Below are 18897 nucleotides of genomic sequence, written 5' to 3' on the forward strand. Positions count from 1 at the left end.
AGAATGAAAAAACTCATCATGGATGGATTGCGTGCTGATGCCCGCGGCCTGAAGCGCCGCTGGGCCGCGCGGTGCGATAGTCAGGAAGGAACAGCAATGGACGAAACCGGAGTGTTGGGGCTGCTCGAAGAGCTCTCGATTCTTCTCGAGGACTCGAAGCCCGTCTTCGGCAAGAGCAACCTGCGCCAGGTGGACATCGCCGCCGCGTTCGACATCATGGACGAGATCCGCGATTTGTTCCCGGCCGAGTTCTCCCAGGCCCGTCAGATCGTGCGCGAGCGCCAGAGCCTGCTGGACGATGCCGAGGTCGAGGCCAACCGCATGATCGAGGATGCCCGCAGCCAGGCCATCACCATCGCCTCCGAGCAGGAGATCGTGCGTATCTCCCAGCAGCAGGCCGATACCATCCTGGCCGACGCCCGCGAGCTGGAGCGCCAGACCCGCGCCGGCGCCGAGGACTACGCCGACGAGGTGTTCGGCCACATCGAGCAGAGCCTTGACACGCTGCTGAACAACACGCGCCGCTGCCGCGACCGCCTGAACGCCACCCGCTAGTTCACGCGGGACACACGCAACTGAGAAGGGCGCGCCTCGCTGGGCGCGTCTTTTTGTTAGAAAGGAACGGATTATGGCTTCCGAGAATACGGCAATCATTCAAATTCCCGAGGCGCTGCTGGAGACGGCCGAGACGCGGCACTTCGAGGGGACGCTGGAGATGGCCGAGCTGGCCGCCGGCCCCGATGCCTACATGTTTGCGGCCCCCATCTCGTGGTCGGTGGAGGCCACCAACACCGGCGACGCCATTCTCGTCCAGGGCACGGCCAAGGCCGAGGCTGCCACCCAGTGCGCCCGCTGTCTGGAAGACGTGTCCTACGATTTGGAAGGCGACATCGAGGGCTACTTCGTCATCGGCGCTGAAGAGGAAGCCGAGGCGCCCGAGGATTTGGAGGGCGACGAGTTCGATTTCTTGCCTGAGAACCGCAAGATCGATCTGGTGCCGCTTGTGGTGGCGGCCTTGCTTCTGGAAGTGCCCCTCGTGCCGCTGTGCGCCGACGACTGCAAGGGCCTGTGCCCCCAGTGCGGCGCGAATCTGAACGAGGGCGACTGCGGCTGCGCCAAGCAAGGGCCCGATGTGGAGAAGAGCCCCTTCGCTGCTCTGAAGGATTTCGATTTCGGCGAGTAGTCGCTGGCAGATAACAGCTTTTCAACGAAGGTCGGCGAGGCGGAAACGCTTCGCCGACCTTCGGGTTATGAGCCCGGCAAGCTACTACAGTGGTCCCGCGAGGTTTTTTGGAAGCGCGACCAGGGAGGTGCATCGTGGGCGGAATTGATGGCGGGCAGGTGCTGCGCCACGGTCTGTTCGCCGTACTCGTCGGCGTAGCCGGCGCCGCCGCCTCGGTGGTGCTCTGCCTGCTTGTGAGCTTTGCTTACACGCTCGTCTGCGATCATCCCTGGCTGCTCTATCTTTTGCCCGTCCTCGGCGTGGCGAGCCTGCTCATGTACCGGGCGATGAAGCTGCCCTTGGACACCACCACTCACACGGTTGTAAACGACATACGCGCCGATCGCGAGATATCTCCGTGGCTTGCCCCGGGCATCTTGCTCGGCACGGCGCTGTCCATTCTCGGCGGCGCCTCGGTGGGCAAGGAGGCCGGTGCCCTGCACATGGGAGCCTCGCTGGGCGACCTGATCGCGCGACCCATGAGGCTGCGCCCCGTCACGCGCAAAGAGCAGGCCGTGGGCGATGGGCACGTGGGCATGCGCGCGTACGCCGCCGCCACGGGCATGGCCGCCTGCTTCGCGGCTTTGTTCTTCGCGCCTTTGGGCTCTACGGCCTTCGTCATCGAGCTTGCCCGCTACGAGCGCTCGGTGGTGCGCCATCTGCCCACCATGCTGCTCGCCTGCTTTGTCGCGTTCGCTCTGGCGAGCCTCGTCGGCATCGGAGACATCATTCCGAAGGTGCCCCTGCCTGGGCTTTCCTGGCCCATCGTCGGCCAGTGCATCGTCATCGCCGTGGCATGTGCGCTTGTGGGCACTCTCTATATCAAGGCCATCGAGGGCCTGCAGCGGGTCACCAAGCGCGCCTCGAAGAACTACTATCTGTGGGTCGCCCTCGGCGGCATCGTCATGATTGCGCTCGTGAGCCTGTTCGGCTGGCAGGGCTTCGAGGGCACCGGCGGCAATCAGCTGGCCTTGGCGCTCTCAGGCGAGCAAGAGCCCTGGGCCTTCGCCGTAAAGACGCTGCTCACCGTCGTGTGCCTGGGCCTGTGGTTCCGCGGCGGCGAAATCATGCCCACCTTCACTATCGGCGCGCTTTTAGGCGCGAGCTGCACGGTGATGACCGGGGGAGAGGCCGGCTGGTCGGCGGCCGTGGGGCTCGTGGCCTTCTTTGCGGCCATGAGTCGCTGCCCTCTGGCCGCCTTCTTCATGGGGTGCGAGATTTTCGGCTGGGCCGGCGCGCCGCTGTTCGCCCTGGCGGTGGCCGTCTCGTTCTCGCTGGGCCGCGATGTGGGGTATTACGGCCGCGGCGCCACGAGCGTCCTGCGCGAAGCCGCGCACATCCGCCGCCACGGTCGTCCTTCGCGTCCCGGCGAGGTGGAGGGCAAGTCGCTTTTGGAAGACGTCATCGAGTCGAGCCAGAGCAATCTGGTGAAACTGGAGGATGCCCTGCAGCGCCACGCCGATGCGGCGGCCGCTGCAGCCGAGGGGGCGGCTGGGGCGCCGAGCGCGCCGCCGGCTTCCGCAGACTCCGTGAAGAAGCCGTGACCGCTGGCGAATTCGTGACAAAAGCCCCTTGCGAGCTGTGAAGCGGTTGGGTATGATATCAAATCGTGCGTTTACAGAAGAAGTTGTGAACGGCACCCGCTGTTCCAGCTATAGAAGGAGTAATCGAGATGGCAGTACCTAAGCGCAAAATGGGCCGTGCCCGCACCCATGCCCGTCGCAGCACCAACGACAAGATCGCGGCTCCCGCCCGCTCCATTTGCCCCCAGTGCGGCGAGGTAAAGCTCCCTCACCGCGTGTGCGGCAATTGCGGCTACTATCGCGACCGCGAGGTCATCGAGACCGAGTAGCTTTTCGTGCGTGACGGTCGCGGGGGCGCCAGGTAGCCTCCGCGATGTCGGCAAAGCCTCCTCGCATGCCAAGCTTTATGAGCCTGGTCTGCCAGGGGGCTTTTTGGCTATAGACCGTCGTGACGTGTCGCCCGCTGCAGCGGGAACCAGAAAGCAAGCATCCCAATTTGAGGAGTCTTTCCCGTGCCAACACCAACAACCATCGCCGTCGACGTCATGGGGGGCGACCGCGGTCCTGCGGTGGTCCTGCGTGGCGCCCTTGAGGCGCTTGAGGCCGATCCCGATCTGCACCTTGTGCTCGTCGGCCCCGCTGAAGAGGTAGAGCCTTTCGCCGCCGCCCACGAGCGGGCCACAGCGCACGTGGCCACTGAGGTCATCGAGATGGGGGAGCATCCTGCCGGTGCCGTGCGCGCCAAGAAGGACTCGTCCATCGTTGTCGGCTGCCGCCTTGTGAAGGAAGGCGCCGCCGACGGCTTCTTCTCTGCGGGCTCCACCGGGGCCTGCTTGGCGGCCGCCACGCTGGTGGTCGGTCGCATCAAGGGCGTGAAGCGCCCGGCCTTGGGGCAGGTCATTCCGGCCTATGCCCGCCCGACGCTGCTCATTGACGTGGGCGCCAACGCCGATTGCAAGCCGGAGTACCTCGTGCAGTTCGCCCAGATGGGCGAGGTGTACATGAACGCCATTATGGGAGTCTCCTCTCCCAAGGTGGGTCTGCTCAACATCGGCGAGGAAGAGGCGAAAGGCGATCTGTTCGCCCAGGAGGCCCATCAGCTGCTCGCGGCGCAGGTGCCCGCCTTTGCCGGCAACTGCGAGGGGGGCAACCTCATGGCCGGCGACTTCGACGTGGTGGTCACCGACGGCTTCACCGGAAACGTGTGCCTGAAGACCATCGAGGGCACGGCAAAAACGCTGATGAGAAATGTGAAGGACGCGCTTATGGCCACGGTGCTCTCGAAGGTGGGCGCTCTTCTGGTGAAAGGCCCGCTCGGCACGCTGAAGGAGAAGATGTCGCCGGACACCTACGGCGGCACTCCGCTGCTCGGCGTGAAGGGGGCCGTCATCGTGGGCCACGGGTCGTCTAACGAGACGGCGGTCAAAAACGGCATCGCCGTGGCCGCTGCCACCGTGCGCGCCCGCGTGGCCGATGTCATCGCCGAGCGCGTGGCCGCCACCGCCGTATCCGCCGCAAACGGGGAAGGAGAGGAGATTTAATGAGTCTTACCCCCGAGCAGGAGACCAAGCTCGCCCGCGCCCAGGAGATCGTGGGCCGCGAGTTCAAGAATACCCAGTACCTTCTTTCCGCCATCACCCATCCCTCGGCCACCGAGGGCCGTTCGGTGAAGTTCTCCTACGAGCGCTTGGAGTTCCTCGGCGACTCTATCTTGGGCGCGCTGGTGGCCAACGCCGCTTTCCACCAGTTTCCCGACCTGGACGAGGGCGGGCTCACGCGCATCAAGGTGGCTCTCGTCTCGGGCGCGAGCCTGTCAGAAGTGGCCGAGAAGCTGGGGTTCGCCGACGTCATCGTGTTCGGCTCCTCGGAGACCGGCACGGGCCGGCGCGGCCTGCACTCGGCGCTCGAGAACGTGTACGAGGCCGTGGTGGCGGCGCTGTTCCTCGACGGGGGCACCGAGGCCGCCCAGGCCTTTGTCGACCGCACCCTCATGCCCAAGATGTCGCTCGATCTGGCGCGCGAGCCGGAAAACCCCAAAAGCGCGCTGCAGGAAAAGCTGCAGGAGGGGGGCATCACGCCTACCTACAAGCTGGTAGAGACCCAAGGCCCGCCCCACGACCGCACGTTTGTCGCCCAGGTGTACGCCGGCGACAAGGGGCTTGCCCAGGGTGTGGGCCGCACGAAGAAGGAGGCCGAGAGCCAGGCGGCGAAGTCCACCCTGGCTCGCCTGTCCGAGTTCTTCGGCATAGGACTCACCGACGAGCAGCAGGCCGAGAAGGCCGCCGAGAAGGCCGCGCGCGTCGAGGAGAAGGCCGCTGCCAAGGCTGCCAAGGCCGCCGAGCGCGAGGCCGCTGCCCAGGCCAAGGCCGCCGCCAAGGCCGAGCGCGCCGCCGCCAAGAGGAAGCAGGACTAGGCGCCCATGTATCTGAAATCCCTCGTGCTCAAGGGCTTCAAGTCCTTTGCCGATCGAAGCGCCCTCACCCTTGAGCCGGGCATCACCGCCGTGGTGGGCCCCAACGGCTCGGGCAAGTCCAACATCTCCGATGCCGTGCTGTGGGTGCTTGGCGAGCGCAATGCCAAGAATCTGCGCGGCCAGGCCATGGAAGACGTTATCTTCGCCGGATCGTCGGCCCGAAAGGCGTCGGGCTTGGCCGAGGTGGAGCTGGTGCTCGACAACTCGGACGGCACGCTGCCGATCGACTACGACGAGGTGGCCGTCACCCGCCGCATGTACCGCAACGGCGAGAGCGAGTATCTCATCAACGGCACCGTGGCGCGCCGCATGGACGTGCTGGACATCTTGCACGACTCGGGTTTGGGCACGGGCACCCACTCCATTATCTCCCAGGGCTCGCTCGATTCCATCCTGCAGAGCAAGCCCGAGGACCGCCGCGCGCTCATCGAGGAGGCCGCCGGCGTGCTCAAGCACAAGCAGCGCAAGGCGAAAAGCGAGCGGAAGCTGGCCAACATGGACCAGCATCTGCTGCGCGCCCGCGATGTCGTGGGCGAGGTGGCCCGCCAGCTGGGGCCGCTGGAGCGCAAGGCGAAGAAGGCCCGCACCTACCAGGAGCTCGCGGCCCAGCAGGCCGAGATGAGCCTGCAGATCGCCGTGGACGATTTGCGCGGGCTGCAGACCCAGTGGGACGCGGCCAAGGAGCGCGAGGCCGCGCTCGCCGCCGAGCTGGAGGAGCGACGGGGCGCCATCGAGGCCGCCGAGGCTGCCGTGGAGGCCCTGCAGGAGCGCATTCGCCAGGAAACGCTCGATGCGGGAGACTTGTCCCGGCGTCATCGCGAGGCGGCCTCGGCCGTGGAGCGCTTCGATTCCACCTCCATGATGCTGCGGGAGCGCCGTCGCGCGGCCACGACCCGCGCCGGCGAGCTGGAACTTGCCATCGAGGCCAACGCCGTGAAGGCCGAGGAGGCCGCTGCCGAGCTGGCCCGGGCCACGACGATGTACGAGGAAGCGGCCAGCGAGCTTGAGGCCGCCAAGAAGAAGGTGTCCGACCTGGACGCGGTCTATCGCGATTTGGGAGTCAAGCGCGGGGGCCTGGAGCGCGAGCTCTCGGCTCTTTCCAAGGATGCCGAGAAGATGAACGCCGAGCGCGAGACCGCCCGGCGCCGCCATGCCGAGAACACAGAGGCGCTCTCCCACGGTCTGGCCCACGTGCAGGTGGTGGAGGGGCGCGCCGCCGAGCTGGCCCTCGAGCTCGCCCGCGTGCAGGGCGAGGCCGCCGACGCCGCCGCCGCTGCCGAGGAATCCCAGGGCGCGTTGGCCTCTCTTGGCGCCGACGAGGCTGCGGCCCGCGCGGCCGTGGGCACCGCCGTGCAGTCCCGCGATGCGGCACGGGCGGCCCTGGACGAGGCGCGCGACGCCCATCGCGCCCTTTCCGTGGAGATTGCCACGCTGGAAGAGATGGAGCGCGCGAGCGCCCTTACCGACGGCGAGGCCCGGGCGTGGCTTGTGGAGCACATCGACGAGCTGCTCGGCATCTGCGAGCCGCTCTCCCACATCGTTCAGGCCTCCGCCGGCTTCGAGCCTTTGGTCGAGTCGCTGCTCGGCCGGGATGTGGCCACCCTGCTTGTCGAGGACGACCGCGCCGTGGCGGCGGTGGCAGAGCAGCTGGCTGCCGCCGAGGCCGCAGGTGAGGTGTCCTTCCTCATTCGCGACGATGCGAGCCCTGCGCGCGGTCGCGCCGCGGCGCTGCTGTGGCAGGAGCGCGCGGCGGGACGCGAGGGCACGCCGCTTGTGGACGAGCTCACCTTCCCCGCGGCGGCTCGCTGCGCGGTGGAGGCCCTGCTCGGCGAGGTGGTCGTGTGCCCGACGCTCGCCTGCGCCCTCACCGCTCACAGCAGCGATAGCTTCGGCGTGCGCTTCGCCACGCCCGAGGGGGCCCTCGTGTGGCCCTCGGGCAAGGTGACGGTGGGCACTGCGGTGGTGGACGAGGGGGCCGGTGTGCTCGCCCGCGTGCGCCATCTGGAGGAGCTGCGCGCGCAGCTGGTCGGGGCCGAGGAGGCCGTGGCCAAGGCGAGCGAGGCCCACGTCCTGTCCGAAGAGGCCCTGCGCCAGGCGCAGGCCACCTCGCTGGAGCTCTCCCAGTCTTTAGCGAACCTGCGCGGCCGTGCCGAGGCGTCTCGCAATACCGCCAACGCCGCTGCCGAGAAGCTCGCCGCGTGCCGTCGCGAGCTGGAGGCCATCGAGCGCCAGCGCGCCGAGGCCGAGGCGGCCGTGGCCACTGCGCGGCCCAACGTGGAGTCCTTCGAGGCCCGCATGGCGGAGCTGGACGAGGCGCTTGCGGCCGGCAAGGCCAAGCAGGAGGCCATCCAAGAGGAGCTCGCGCCCTTGCGCCGCGAGGCCCACCGCATATCCGACAGCCTGTCCGAGGCCAAGCTCGCCGCAGCCACGCTTTCCGAGCGCACCACCTACGCCGAGCGCGTCCGCGATGCCCGCGCCCGCGATTTGGAGACGCTCGCCGCCGCCTCGGAAGAGGCCCGCGCCGCCCTGCGCGTCAAGACCGTCTCCGCGGCTCGCATCGAGCCCATGCTCGCCCTTATCGACGAGCTCACCGCCTCGGCTCAAAGATGGACTCGCTCTCTGGAGGAGCAGGCCACGGCGGCCCAGGATTCCTCTACGGGCCTGCACGCCTCGGTCACCGAGGCGCGCCAGAAGGCCCATGAGGCCCACGCCCTGTTCGACGGTACCACCGAGCGCCTCTCGGAGGCCCGGGTGCAGAAGGGTCGCCTGGAGCTGCAGGTAGAGGCCGCCGTGAACCACATCTCGGGCGATTTGCGCGTGCCTTTGGAAACGGCGTTGGCCACCCCTCCTCTCGAGAACCGCCCCGAGGTGGAAGATGCCCTGTTCAAAATCAACCGCCGCATTGCCAATCTGGGCACCATCAACCCCGATGCCGCCGAAGAGTACGACGCTCTGAAAGTGCGCTACGACTATTTGGCCGCCCAGCTGGACGATTTGGATCGCGCCCGCCGCTCCCTTGCGAAGATCAACCGCGTCATCGACGCGCGCATGAAGGAGGATTTCGTCCGCACCTACGAGACCGTGGACAAGAACTTCCAGGAGATTTTCGCCGTCCTGTTCCCCGGCGGCAGCGCGAACCTGTCGCTGGTGGACCCGGAGGATCTGGAGAACACCGGCGTGGAGGTGAACGCCCAGCCCAAGGGCAAGCGCATCGCGAAGATGATGCTTCTCTCCGGCGGCGAGAAGTCGCTTACGGCCCTCGCGCTCCTGTTCGCGGTCTATCGCATCCGCTCCACGCCGTTCTACATCCTCGACGAGGTGGAGGCCGCCCTCGACGACTCGAACCTGCGTCGTTTGGCCGCCTACATCGACAGCCTGCGCGACGATACCCAGCTCATCATGATCACCCACCAGCGCCGCACTATGGAAATGGCCGACACGCTGTTCGGCGTGTCCATGCAAGGCGACGGCGTCACCAAGGTCATCAGCCAGAAGCTCGATCAAGCCTTGAAGCACGCGGAATAGGGGTAAGCCGTGGGTTGCAGCTACGACATCGAAGACCTCGTGTACGCCTCGGGCTACGAGAAGATGTACGGCGTGAGCGACGAGCAGATGGCGTTTCTTGTCCATCACCAGGAGAGCCTCCGCCGATTCGCCGTCGCACCCGCCTTCGATGACGCGATTACCGCCGACCTCGAGCGCTTGGAACTCAAGCGCGCCGCGCTGGCGGCCGAGGGCTACGACCCTACACTTGAGCGGAACAGCGCCTCCGAGGCCTTCCGCATCGAGTTCGCCCATACCACAACGGCCCTTGAGGGCAACGGCCTCACGCTCGCCGAAACCGCTATGGTGCTTGAACAGGACCTGTCCATCCCCGGCAAGCCGCTGCGCGATCACTTGGAAGTGGTCGATGCGGATAAGGCCTTCGCGAAGGTGCGCACCCTGGCCAACGACGCCGCAGCGCTTTCGAAAGAGGTCGTGTTCGAGGTGCACCGCCTCATTGCCGCGAATTTGGAAGAGGCCGATCCGGGCGAGTACCGCTGGGATATGCGCTATGTGAGCACCTCGTCCATCTATCCGCCGCCGGCCAAGCAGGTGCCGGAGCTCATGGCCGCTCTTCTCTCGTCACCGCTGGCCCAGCCCTCGCTGGCTAACGCCGCGCTCTTCCATCTCGTGTTCGAGGACATCCACCCCTTCGGCGACGGCAACGGTCGCACGGGCCGGGCCCTTTTGAACCTCTTGCTGATGGAGGCGGGGTATCCGCCCATCGCCTTCAAGGCCGACCGGGAGAGCGCACGGCGCTATTACGACGCCATCGCCCATTTCGTCTCCGACATCGACGGCCGAGACGCCACGCCTCTTCTCACGCTGGTCATCGAGCTCGAGGATATCGAGCTCGGCAAGCGCCTGCGCTAACGTACACTGCGGTGGCGGGACGAATTCTGCCCCGGTCTGAGGGCGCATTCTCGGCTTTTTGAAAGTGAGCATACCCCTTTTGGGGTATGCGCGGCTTTGGATTGGGTTTTAGACTTCCTTTCAGAATGAGAGAGATGGCTTTTGCGGCTGTCTTGGAAAGACGACGTTCTCGGAGGAGGTCAGGTCGTGGAAGGGTCTGGCGTGTGCGTGGCCGTGCTGGCGGCAGGGGAGTCGCGCCGTATGGGGTTTCCCAAGCTCGTAGCGCCCTTTGCCAAATCGACGCTTCTGGAGCGCGCTGTGGGCGCGGCGCTGGCAAGCGTTGCCGAGCGGGTATGCGTGGTGACGGGGGCCTCTCATGAGGCCATGGCTCCGATTTTGGAACGCATCGCCGCTTCGGCGGAGAAGCCTTTGGACATCGTGCGCAACGAGCGCTGGGCCGAGGGCCAGGGAAGCTCGGTAGCTGCGGCGGCGTGCTACGGGCACGAGCAAGGCTGCGATGCCCTTGTTATGGTGGTGGCCGACCAGCCCTTCGTCAGCACAGAAGTTCTCAATGAGCTTGTGGCCATCCAGCGCGAAAGCGGGGCGCCCGTCGTCATGTGCTCCGACGGCGCGCAGCGGGGTAATCCGGCCGCCTTCGATGCACCCCTTTTCGAGCACCTTGAGGCCCTGCAGGGCGATGAAGGTGCCCGAGCCGTGATTCGCGCGCTTTCCCCGGAGATGATCAAGACCGTGGCGGTTGGCCCACGCCTGCTGTGCGATGCCGACACGCCCGAGGAGTTCGCCCGCCTTGAAAGCGAGGTGCTCCATGGTTAGCTTTATGCCTGAAAGCCCTCTGTTCGATACGGGTTGCTATCCCATCTTCGACCGTCTCGTCGGCCCAGACCAGTCGCGTCGTCTGGTGTATCTGGACAGTGCCGCCACGGCCCTTGTGTCCGAGGCGGTAACCGACGCCTTCGCGGCGTTCGTGCATGCGAGCTGCGCCAACATCCATCGGGGCGCGCACCTTTTGGCCGAAGAGGCCACTGACGCCTACGAGTGCGCCCGCGAGCGTTTGGCAGCCTTCTTGGGCGCATCCTCGCCCGAGGCGGTGCTGTTCACTCACGGCGCCACCGAGTCCCTCAATCTGGCGGCCCTGGGCTGGGGGCGAGCGCGCTTGCGCGCGGGCGACCTCGTGGCCGTGGCCGAGGACAACCATCATTCCAATATCGTGCCCTGGCAGATGCTCGCCGAAGAGCAGGGCGTGGAAGTGGCCTGGATTCCCGTTGATGAGAACGGTTTGCTCGACCTTGATGCGTGGCACCGTATCGCCGAGCGCGGACCGAAGGCGGTGGCGCTGTGCCATCGCTCAAACGTGCTGGGATTCGCCCAGCCCGCGCTGACCGAGATTCTGGACGAGGCGCGCTCGTGCAGCGCTCTCATCGTGCTCGACGGCGCCCAGGCGGCGGGCCATATCCCCGTGGACCTTTCCCGCCTTCCCTTTGACTTCTACAGCTGCTCGGCGCATAAGATGGGCGGTCTTACGGGTGTCGGCGCCCTGGTGTGCTCCGAGCGCGCCGCCGACGAGCTGGCTCCGCTTATGGGCGGGGGAGGCATGGTCGCCCGGGTCGACCGCGCGGGCTTTGAAACCTTGGAAGGGCCGGCCGGTTTCGAGGCGGGCACGCCGGCCATCGCCGCGGCGGCGGTGTGGCCGGTGGCCCTCGACAGCTTGGAGGCGGCAGGGCTCGATGCCCTCGCGTCTCATTCGAGTGACCTGGCCGAAACGGCTCGCCAGCGCCTGATGACACTGCCCGGGGCGCACGTGCTCGGCGGAGGCGCCGGCGCGCCCTTCGAAGCGCTCGTCTCGTTTACGGTAGACGGCGTGCACCCCCATGATGCGTCCCAGCGCTTGAGCGATGCCGGCATCATGGTGCGCGCGGGACACCACTGCACCAAGCCTTTGCACCGCGCCCTGGGCGCCCGCGCCTCGCTGCGCGCGAGCTTCGCGGGCTACAACAGCGCTCGGGATGTTGAGGCGCTCATACAAGTTATGGAAGAACTGAGCGAGAAAGGGAGGGCGGCCTGATGCCCACCACGATTGACAGCGCGCTCATCGAAGAGCGGAGCCGCAGCACGGCCCACCGTGGTCTCAGCGAAGGGGCCTTCGCCCGGGCGGGCCGCCGCGTGTTAGAGGCCAAGGGCGACAATCCCTTTTGCGGCGACGAGATTGAGGTGCGCATCACCTGCGCTGCCGACGAGAAGGGCGATATGCTCATCGAGCAGGCGCGTTTCGACGGCTATGCCTGCAATTTGTGCCTCGCCTCGGCCGATGTGCTCATGGAGCGCGTCGAGGGCATGACGGCGGCCCAGGCCGCGTCGCTGGGTTTCGAGGACCTCTGCCGCTGGCTCGGTGGCCTTACCGTGGGACGGACGCGCAAAGGATGCGTGGAGCTTCCTTTGAACGTGCTTGCCCGCGCCCTTGCCCAGAGGGTACACTAGCCTTTCAGGCAAGGGGCGTCCTTAAGGCCGAAGTCGGAGGGGGAGACCTATGAGCTACGATACGGGCGGCGCGGTTTTGGCTGGGCCGGCGCGCTTTGTTATGCTGCCCTCGAAGATCACCTGCCCCGAGCTGGGTGCAGGCGCCCTTCGCCGGGGTGCTGTGGCGGACGCGCTTTGCGGCGTGGGTGCCTCAACGCTCACGACGGTGATCGCCCCGGCGGGCTTCGGCAAGACGACGGCCGTGGCGCAGTGGGCCTTCGAGACGCCCATGGCCGTGGCGTGGTGCGCTCTGGACGAGGACGATGCCGATCCCGCTCGGTTCTGGGCCGTGGTGCGCGCGGCCGTGCTTTCGGCTGATGGAGGCTTGAACATCTCCGAAGACGTCCTCGATACGTCTTGGGCCGACCAGGCGGCTTCCCATGCCGCTCTGACCGAGCTTATTATCGCCCTTGCGGCCCACGAGGGGGATCTCGCTATCGTGCTCGAGGATGTCCATACGGTGCAGGACTCCCTGACCAGCGGGGATGCCCTGTCCTATTTCATCCGCAATCTCCCGTCGAGCGTTCACGTGGTCGTCACCTCCCGCACGCCCTTGCGCATTCCTTTGGCGAAGCTGCGCATGCAGGGACGGCTCCTCGAAGTGGGGGAGTCGCTCTTGCGTTTTACCGCCGAGGAGGAGGCGAGGCTGTTCGCCTTGGGCGGCGTTGAGCTTGACGAGGCGGCGCTGGCCCGCATGCGCGAGGCCACGGGAGGCTGGCCGGCTGCCAGCCGCCTTTTGGCCCTGCGCTGCGAGGGGGCGGGTCTTGCCGAGGCGGAGCGGGCCATCGAGCGGGCGCGGGAGAACGTGGGGGAGTACCTTCTGGAGGAGGTCGTGTCCTCCATCGATGACGACCTTCTCGATTTCATGGTGTCCACAAGCGTTGTGGACAGCTTCGATGTGGATCTTGCGGCGACCATTACCGAAGAGGCCGACGATCAGGTGCGTCGCCGCATCGATGAGATGGCGACGAGCGGCCTGTTCATTCAGCGTCTTTCCCGCGAGGGCCGCTCGGATTGGTTCCGATACCACGCCATGCTGCTCGAGGTTCTGCAAGAGCGCTTCAAGCGCCTGCCCGACGCCGAGCGCTCCTCGGCGGCGCGAAGAGCTCGCGATTGGTACCTTACCGAGGGCTACGACGATGCGGCGGTCACGTTGTCCTACTGGATGCGAGACTGGGGCGCTATCTGCGGCATCATCGAATCGCGCTGGCGGTCGCTTTACATGAACGACGACAACGAGACAGTGCTGCGCTGGGCGATGACTCTGCCTGCCGCCGTGTTGGACGAGCATCCTTTCGTGTGCGCCGCCGCGGCTATGCCGATGGCGCTCGTGAAGGGTCCCGTTGAGGCCAACGGCCTTGTGCACAAGGCGATGCTGCGCCTTGGGGAAAACGACGACTTCCTCTTTGCCCTCTGCATGGTGCAGAAAGCTTTTCTCGCGGTGTTCGAGTGCCGCTGGAGCGAGTGCCGCGAGTTTGCCGAGAAGGCCCTGCGCTTCCTTCCCGAAGACGAGCACTATCTGCGCGGGATGATGTTGCAGCTGACCGCGTCGTCGCTGCAGTATGTCGATCCGCTCGCCGCGAGGCGTCGCTTCGCCGAGGCGCTGGAGGCGCAGCGGCTGACAGGCAATGCCAACCTCATTTGCTCCGCTTTGGGAAACCTCGCCGTGCTCTCGGCGGTGCTGGGTCGCAAGGCCGAGGCGGAAGCCTACGCGTGCCAGGCGCTTGCCTTGTACGATGAGCACGATCGCGAGCGCAAGCCGATGCTCGCCCATGCCCACTGGGCCTGCGCGGTCGTTGCCTATCTGGATAACGATGACAGGCGCTTCTCCGATGAGGTGCGCGCCTACCGAAGGCTCGCGGCCGTCTCTCGGGTTCCCTCGCTGGCCACGAGCATGGGAGTCGTTGAGGCGAAGCGGTCCCTCGCCGTCGGAGACGGGGAGGGAGCTCGCGCGCTGTTTGCCGATGCCATGACCGAAGACGTGCTTGCTGCCTCGATGGTGCTTCCCTCGATTCCCCTGGTAAGGCAGTGGCTTGCCAGCCACCGAGGCGGCGGCCCACGGGATGTGTCGGCACCCGAGCCGAGACGGGCCCTGCTCGCTGCCGTGCTCTCCTTCTGTGCGGGAGACGATGGGGCACTTGACGCGGTTGCGAAGCTTGTGTGCGACACGCCGCGGGAGGACGTCGCGCTCTGCGTTGTCGCCCGCATGCTCGCAGCCCTGCTTTCTGTCCAGAAGGGCCGCGCGCGGGCCGCCGCCGACCTCATGCGCGAGGCCTACGACATGGCGGTGGATAGGGGAGCGACGGTGCTTGTGGCGGAAAACGCCGCAGAGCTTGTCCCGCTCGTGCCCGTACTGCGCCAAGCCGAGGGTGACGCGGCTCGCAAATCTGCCGACAGCGCGCTGGTGCGCTTGATAGAAGAGGCGACAGCGTCTCTCGCGGGCCCTGCGAGCGCTCTGACCGAGCGCGAGCTCGAAATCATGGCCGTCATGGCCGACGGCGCCACGGTGGCCGAGGCGGCCGCGCAGCTCGTAGTGTCGCGCGAGACGGTGAAAAAGCACCTCGGCAACATCTACTCGAAGCTGGGCGTCCATTCCAAGATGCAGGCCGTGGCGCTGCTGCGCGACGAGGGCGTGTTGTAGCCAACCAGGCGAAACGCCGAAGCGCCTCCCCCAAAATACCCCTGGGCATACCCCCTTCGAGTAATGCGGGCCACCCCGTTTCTCCTTACCCTATACGTGTCAATAACGACACAGAAGAGAAGGAGGAGAAGCATGACGACAAGCACTGTGTCCCGTCGAGACTTCTTCAAGGTCGGCGGCATGGCCGGTCTTGCCGCTGGTGTGGCGGGTCTGGGCATCGGCAGCGTGCTCGGTGTGCCGGAGGAGGCCGTGGCCGAGACCGTGACCGTCACGGACTTCGTCTACACCTGCCCGGTGTGCGGCCAGAAAACCACGGACTACGATGCGCTGGTCAAGCACTTCGAGGAATCGCACCCCGATGCCACCTGCGGCATTCCCCAGTGCGCCACCCTCACTATCAACGGCAACGAGGTCAAGGTGCAGGTGGAGCCCCAGTGGACGCTGCGCGAGACGCTGCTTCGCGCCACCGACTTGCACGGCGGCACCAAGGAGATGTGCGACCGCGGCGGCTGCGGCAGCTGCACCGTGCTTGTGGACGGCGTGCCGGCGCTGGCCTGCACCATGTTGGCCGTCCAGTGCGAGGGCCGTGCCATCGAGACCTCCGAGGGCATTGCGGCCGACGAGCGCTTCCGCCCGCTCGTGGAGGCCTACGCCAAGGCCGACGCGGCCCAGTGCGGCTACTGCACGCCGGGCCAGTTCACTGTGGCCAAGTACATTATCGAGAAGTACGGCGAGCCCACCGAGGAGCAGATTCGCGAAGAGCTCGCCGGCAACATCTGCCGCTGCGGTACCTATTCCCGCCACGTGAAGGCCATCACCGAGGCCGCCGCTGCCATGAAGGGAGGCAACTAATGGGAGCCAGCTGCGAATCCATCCTCTCGGGCGTCAACGACGACCGCACCGACTTCAAATACGTCGGCACCTGGGACCATCCCGGCCGTCAGTCCTGGGACATGATCTCGGGCGCGGCGATGTATCCCACCGATATCTGGATGCCGGGCACGCTCACGGCCATGGCCCTGCATTCTCCCTACGGGCACGCGAAGATCAAGAGCCTCGACATCTCCGAGGCGGAGAAGGTGGAGGGCGTCCATCTCGTGCTCACCTACGAGGACGAGGAAATCGCCTCCATGCCCAAGTACAAGCCTGCCTACTTCGCCTTTGGAGAGAGCCCCCTTCTGGGCGATGAGGCCGAGTTCGAGGGCGACGAGGTGGGCGTGGTCGTGGTGGCCGACAACGAGGAGGCCTGCAAGCGGGCGCTCGATGCCGTGGCTGTGGAATGGGAGGCTTTGCCCTTCATCACCGATTGCCGCGAGGCCGCCAAGCCCGGTGCGCCCATCCTGCGCCCCGAGATGAACCCCGACTCCAACATGACCGGCAACACCTTCGGCGCGCCGGTCGAATGGGAGATCGGCAATGTGGAGAAGGGCCTGGCCGAATCCGACCACGTGGAGGTCATCGAGTACGGGCGCCCCATGTGGAGCCAGTTCCGCTCCATGCCGCCGGCCTACTTCAGCTACTGGGACAACGACCCCTGGGGCAACCCCGACGGCGAGAAGATGTGCTACGTGACCAACCACGCCCACTTCCCGAACAACGGGCCGGCCGTGTCCGCGTTCATGGGCATGGGCACCTATGCGGACAAGGTGCGTGCTCTGTCGCCGTACATGGCCTCGCGCTACTGCGACTTCGTGGAGAAGCGCGGCGCGCTTCTGGCCCCGGTGCTCTCCAAGCGCCTCGGCGGCACCCCCGTGCGTTTCGTGAGCACCCGCCGCCAGTCCTTCGACGCCGCGGTGCCCCAGACCTACATCACCGCCCGCATCGGCTACAACAACGATGGCATCCTGCATGCGGTACAGTCGAAGAACGTGCACCAGTCCGGTGCCCGCGGCGGCTACGGCGACAAGACTCACGGGCACTTGGTGCTGCCGCCCAATGCCCAGGCCTTCAAGTCCACTACGTGTCCCAACATCTATTCCGAGATGGCCTACTACGTCACCAATGGCGCCTGCACCACGGCCGACCCGGGCAAGGACATGTGGGAACCGGTGAATCTGGCTTTTGCCCATATCGCCGACGCTCTGGATATGCCCATCACCGACGTCATCATGAAGAACGTCTCGGTGACCGACCCCTCGCTCTCTGCCTGCATGGACGCTGGCAAGAAGGCGTTTGATTGGGACGGGAAATGGCACAAGGCCGGCGAGAAGACGTTGGAGGACGGACGGCTTCACGGTGTGGCGGCCCGCGCCTGCTGGTCGATGACCTGGGGCATGATCTCCTACAACATCAATCTGCGCATGGGCGTGGACGGCAAGATCTACATGCCCTACGCCGAGGCCCTCATCGGCACCTACTGGCCCGACGCGGTGCAGCTCGTCATCGCCGAGGAGATGGGCATGAAGCTGGAGGACGTCATCGTCTACTACGCGCCCAACTACAACAACTGGCAGCAGGGCGACGCGGCCGACCGCGGCAGCACCTGCACCTGGGCGGCCAAGGAGGCGGCCGTGCAGCTGAAGCAGCAGATTCTCGGCACGGGCGCGGCGCTGTTTGGCGTGACTCCCGACGAGGTCGATCTGGTCGACTCCATGCTCACGCTGAAGGCCGACCCCTCCCAGCAGATGCCCATCGTGGGCATCGGCCAGCTGGCCGTGGGGTACTGCGGCAAGCCGGAGGTTCCCTTCCAGTCCGATGTGGTGCGCACCATGAACGTGGACTTCTGCGAGGTGGCGGTCGATCCCGAGACCGGCCTCGTGGAGATCACCGATTACGTGTCGGCCCACGATTTCGGCAAGGTCATCCGCCCGGCCTCGGCCTTAGGCCAGCTCGAGATGGCGCTCACCATGGCCGAGGGCCGCGCGCTGCGCGAGGAGCTCATCTGGGACGAGAACACCGGCGTGCTTCTGAACGGCAACATGTACGACTACAAGGTGCCCACGGCCCTCGACCAGCCCGCCATCGAGGCGGTTCCGGTGGAGACGCGCATGGGCGGCGGCGCCTACGGCTCTACCGGCGTGGCCCATGCGCACACCAACGCGGGACTCGTGGGCCTGGCCATCCAGAACGCCATCGGCGCCTGGGTGAACCAGCAGCCCTTCACGCCCGACAAGGTGCTGGCCGCCATCGCTTCCAAGCAGGCGTAGAGAAGGAGGAGAAACGATGAAGCACTTCAAGCACATGCAGGCCTCCTCGGCCGACCAGGCCGCCAGCGAGGCAGCGAACGGCACCGCCTGGGTCATGGCCGGCGGCACCGACCTTCTGGGAACGCTCAAGGACGAGATATTCCCCGAGTACCCCGAGACGGTCATCGATCTGAAGACCATTCCCGACATGGACGGCATCTCCGAGGACGGCGACGAGCTGCGCATCGGCGCGCTGGCTAAGCTTTCCGATGTCGCCGAGAGCGATACGGTGAAGACCCATTGCGCGGCCCTGGCCCAGGCGGCCGCCCGCGTGGCGTCGCCCACCATCCGCCACATGGGCACGCTTGGCGGCAACGTCTGCCAGATGCACCGCTGCTGGTACTTCCGCGTGCCCGACGACCGATTCCACTGCAAGCGCAAGGGCGGAGCGACCTGCCCGGCTCGCATTGGCGACAACCGTTACCACTCCATCTTCGGCGACGATGGCGGCTGCTTTGCCGTGAGCTCCCATGACACGGCCCCGGCGCTTGTGGCCCTGGGTGCCACGGTGGTCACCACCAAGCGCGAGATTCCCGCTGAGGAGTTCTTCGGCGCTCACGGGCACCGCTCCAACGTGCTGGAAGACGGCGAGGTGGTGAAGGAGTTCCGCGTGCCCAAGGCGGCCAAGAGCGCCTTCCAGAAGTTCGCCTTGCGCAAGTCCATCGACTTCCCTGTGGTGAACTGCGCCGTGGCTCAAGGCCCCGACGGTGCCACCCGCGTGGTGCTCGGCGGCGTGTACCCGGCGCCTTGGCGCTCGAAGGAGGCCGAGGCCGAACTGTCCGGCGGCGTGGACGAGCAGTCCGCCGCCAAGGCCGGCGAGGCCGCCGTATCGGTAGCCAAGCCGCTCGGTAAGAACGCCTACAAGATCGACATCGCGCGGACGCTTGTGAAGCGCACGCTGACCGACATCGCGTAACCGAACG

15 protein-coding genes are annotated in these 18897 nt (G+C 66.4%); all 15 read left to right on the top strand.

Translation table 11 applies throughout. The annotated features are described in order from the left end of the window. Window positions 1-96 precede the first annotated feature (96 nt). The 15 genes from VJ923_RS05075 to VJ923_RS05145 all read left to right on the top strand — a co-directional run bounded on the left by VJ923_RS05075 (window position 97) and on the right by VJ923_RS05145 (window position 18890). A complete protein-coding gene (locus tag VJ923_RS05075; RefSeq protein WP_326439208.1) occupies window positions 97-555 on the top strand; it encodes an ATP synthase subunit B family protein in 459 nt (152 codons plus the stop codon). 73 nt (window positions 556-628) lie between these two features. Continuing rightward, window positions 629-1183 (top strand): YceD family protein, encoded by a 555-nt coding sequence (locus VJ923_RS05080; RefSeq protein WP_326439210.1) that lies wholly within the window; start codon window positions 629-631, stop codon window positions 1181-1183. Between the two features lie 134 nt (window positions 1184-1317). After that, window positions 1318-2766, top strand: a complete 1449-nt coding sequence (locus tag VJ923_RS05085) for a chloride channel protein (protein ID WP_326439212.1) — start codon at window positions 1318-1320, stop codon at window positions 2764-2766. A 128-nt stretch (window positions 2767-2894) separates the two neighbouring features. Beyond that, the gene (rpmF, locus tag VJ923_RS05090; RefSeq protein ID WP_022739698.1) at window positions 2895-3074 is read left to right on the top strand and encodes a 50S ribosomal protein L32; all 180 of its coding nucleotides are present in this window, start codon (window positions 2895-2897) and stop codon (window positions 3072-3074) included. Window positions 3075-3257: 183 nt separating this feature from the next. Next, window positions 3258-4286: a phosphate acyltransferase PlsX gene (gene plsX / locus VJ923_RS05095; protein ID WP_326439218.1), complete on the top strand. Its 1029-nt coding sequence runs from the start codon at window positions 3258-3260 to the stop codon at window positions 4284-4286. Further along, window positions 4286-5158 (top strand): ribonuclease III, encoded by an 873-nt coding sequence (gene rnc / locus VJ923_RS05100; protein ID WP_326439220.1) that lies wholly within the window; start codon window positions 4286-4288, stop codon window positions 5156-5158. The genes plsX and rnc overlap by 1 nt, the downstream gene beginning before the upstream one ends. Before the next feature lie 6 nt (window positions 5159-5164). Beyond that, window positions 5165-8743, top strand: a complete 3579-nt coding sequence (gene smc / locus VJ923_RS05105; RefSeq protein ID WP_326439222.1) for a chromosome segregation protein SMC — start codon at window positions 5165-5167, stop codon at window positions 8741-8743. 9 nt (window positions 8744-8752) lie between these two features. Next, window positions 8753-9634, top strand: a complete 882-nt coding sequence (locus VJ923_RS05110; protein WP_326439224.1) for a Fic family protein — start codon at window positions 8753-8755, stop codon at window positions 9632-9634. Between the two features lie 186 nt (window positions 9635-9820). Further along, on the top strand, window positions 9821-10447 hold the full coding sequence (locus VJ923_RS05115; protein ID WP_326439226.1) for a nucleotidyltransferase family protein: 627 nt from the start codon (window positions 9821-9823) through the stop codon (window positions 10445-10447). Beyond that, entirely contained in the window at window positions 10440-11696 is a 1257-nt protein-coding gene (locus VJ923_RS05120) for an aminotransferase class V-fold PLP-dependent enzyme (protein WP_326439228.1), read from the top strand. The genes VJ923_RS05115 and VJ923_RS05120 overlap by 8 nt, the downstream gene beginning before the upstream one ends. Further along, entirely contained in the window at window positions 11696-12109 is a 414-nt protein-coding gene (locus VJ923_RS05125) for an iron-sulfur cluster assembly scaffold protein (protein ID WP_326439230.1), read from the top strand. Before VJ923_RS05120 ends, VJ923_RS05125 begins: the two co-directional genes overlap by 1 nt. A 49-nt stretch (window positions 12110-12158) precedes the next feature. Then, on the top strand, window positions 12159-14789 hold the full coding sequence (locus VJ923_RS05130) for a LuxR C-terminal-related transcriptional regulator (RefSeq protein WP_326439232.1): 2631 nt from the start codon (window positions 12159-12161) through the stop codon (window positions 14787-14789). 132 nt (window positions 14790-14921) lie between these two features. Then, on the top strand, window positions 14922-15641 hold the full coding sequence (locus VJ923_RS05135) for a (2Fe-2S)-binding protein (protein WP_326439234.1): 720 nt from the start codon (window positions 14922-14924) through the stop codon (window positions 15639-15641). Continuing rightward, window positions 15641-17935, top strand: a complete 2295-nt coding sequence (locus VJ923_RS05140) for a xanthine dehydrogenase family protein molybdopterin-binding subunit (RefSeq protein WP_326439236.1) — start codon at window positions 15641-15643, stop codon at window positions 17933-17935. Before VJ923_RS05135 ends, VJ923_RS05140 begins: the two co-directional genes overlap by 1 nt. Before the next feature lie 16 nt (window positions 17936-17951). Continuing rightward, window positions 17952-18890: an FAD binding domain-containing protein gene (locus VJ923_RS05145; protein ID WP_326439238.1), complete on the top strand. Its 939-nt coding sequence runs from the start codon at window positions 17952-17954 to the stop codon at window positions 18888-18890. The last annotated feature ends 7 nt before the right edge of the window (window positions 18891-18897 follow it).

It is taken from the genome of Adlercreutzia shanghongiae, assembly GCF_035830635.1.
In the GTDB taxonomy this organism is placed as follows: Bacteria; Actinomycetota; Coriobacteriia; order Coriobacteriales; family Eggerthellaceae; genus Adlercreutzia; species Adlercreutzia shanghongiae.

Coding starts and splice junctions, on each gene's coding strand:
- VJ923_RS05075 (WP_326439208.1), top strand. CDS start 97: ATGGACGAAACCGGAGTGTTGGGGCTGCTCGAAGAGCTCTCGATTCTT.
- VJ923_RS05080 (WP_326439210.1), top strand. CDS start 629: ATGGCTTCCGAGAATACGGCAATCATTCAAATTCCCGAGGCGCTGCTG.
- VJ923_RS05130 (WP_326439232.1), top strand. CDS start 12,159: ATGAGCTACGATACGGGCGGCGCGGTTTTGGCTGGGCCGGCGCGCTTT.
- rpmF (WP_022739698.1), top strand. CDS start 2,895: ATGGCAGTACCTAAGCGCAAAATGGGCCGTGCCCGCACCCATGCCCGT.
- VJ923_RS05145 (WP_326439238.1), top strand. CDS start 17,952: ATGAAGCACTTCAAGCACATGCAGGCCTCCTCGGCCGACCAGGCCGCC.
- VJ923_RS05135 (WP_326439234.1), top strand. CDS start 14,922: ATGACGACAAGCACTGTGTCCCGTCGAGACTTCTTCAAGGTCGGCGGC.
- VJ923_RS05120 (WP_326439228.1), top strand. CDS start 10,440: ATGGTTAGCTTTATGCCTGAAAGCCCTCTGTTCGATACGGGTTGCTAT.
- smc (WP_326439222.1), top strand. CDS start 5,165: ATGTATCTGAAATCCCTCGTGCTCAAGGGCTTCAAGTCCTTTGCCGAT.
- VJ923_RS05140 (WP_326439236.1), top strand. CDS start 15,641: ATGGGAGCCAGCTGCGAATCCATCCTCTCGGGCGTCAACGACGACCGC.
- rnc (WP_326439220.1), top strand. CDS start 4,286: ATGAGTCTTACCCCCGAGCAGGAGACCAAGCTCGCCCGCGCCCAGGAG.
- VJ923_RS05125 (WP_326439230.1), top strand. CDS start 11,696: ATGCCCACCACGATTGACAGCGCGCTCATCGAAGAGCGGAGCCGCAGC.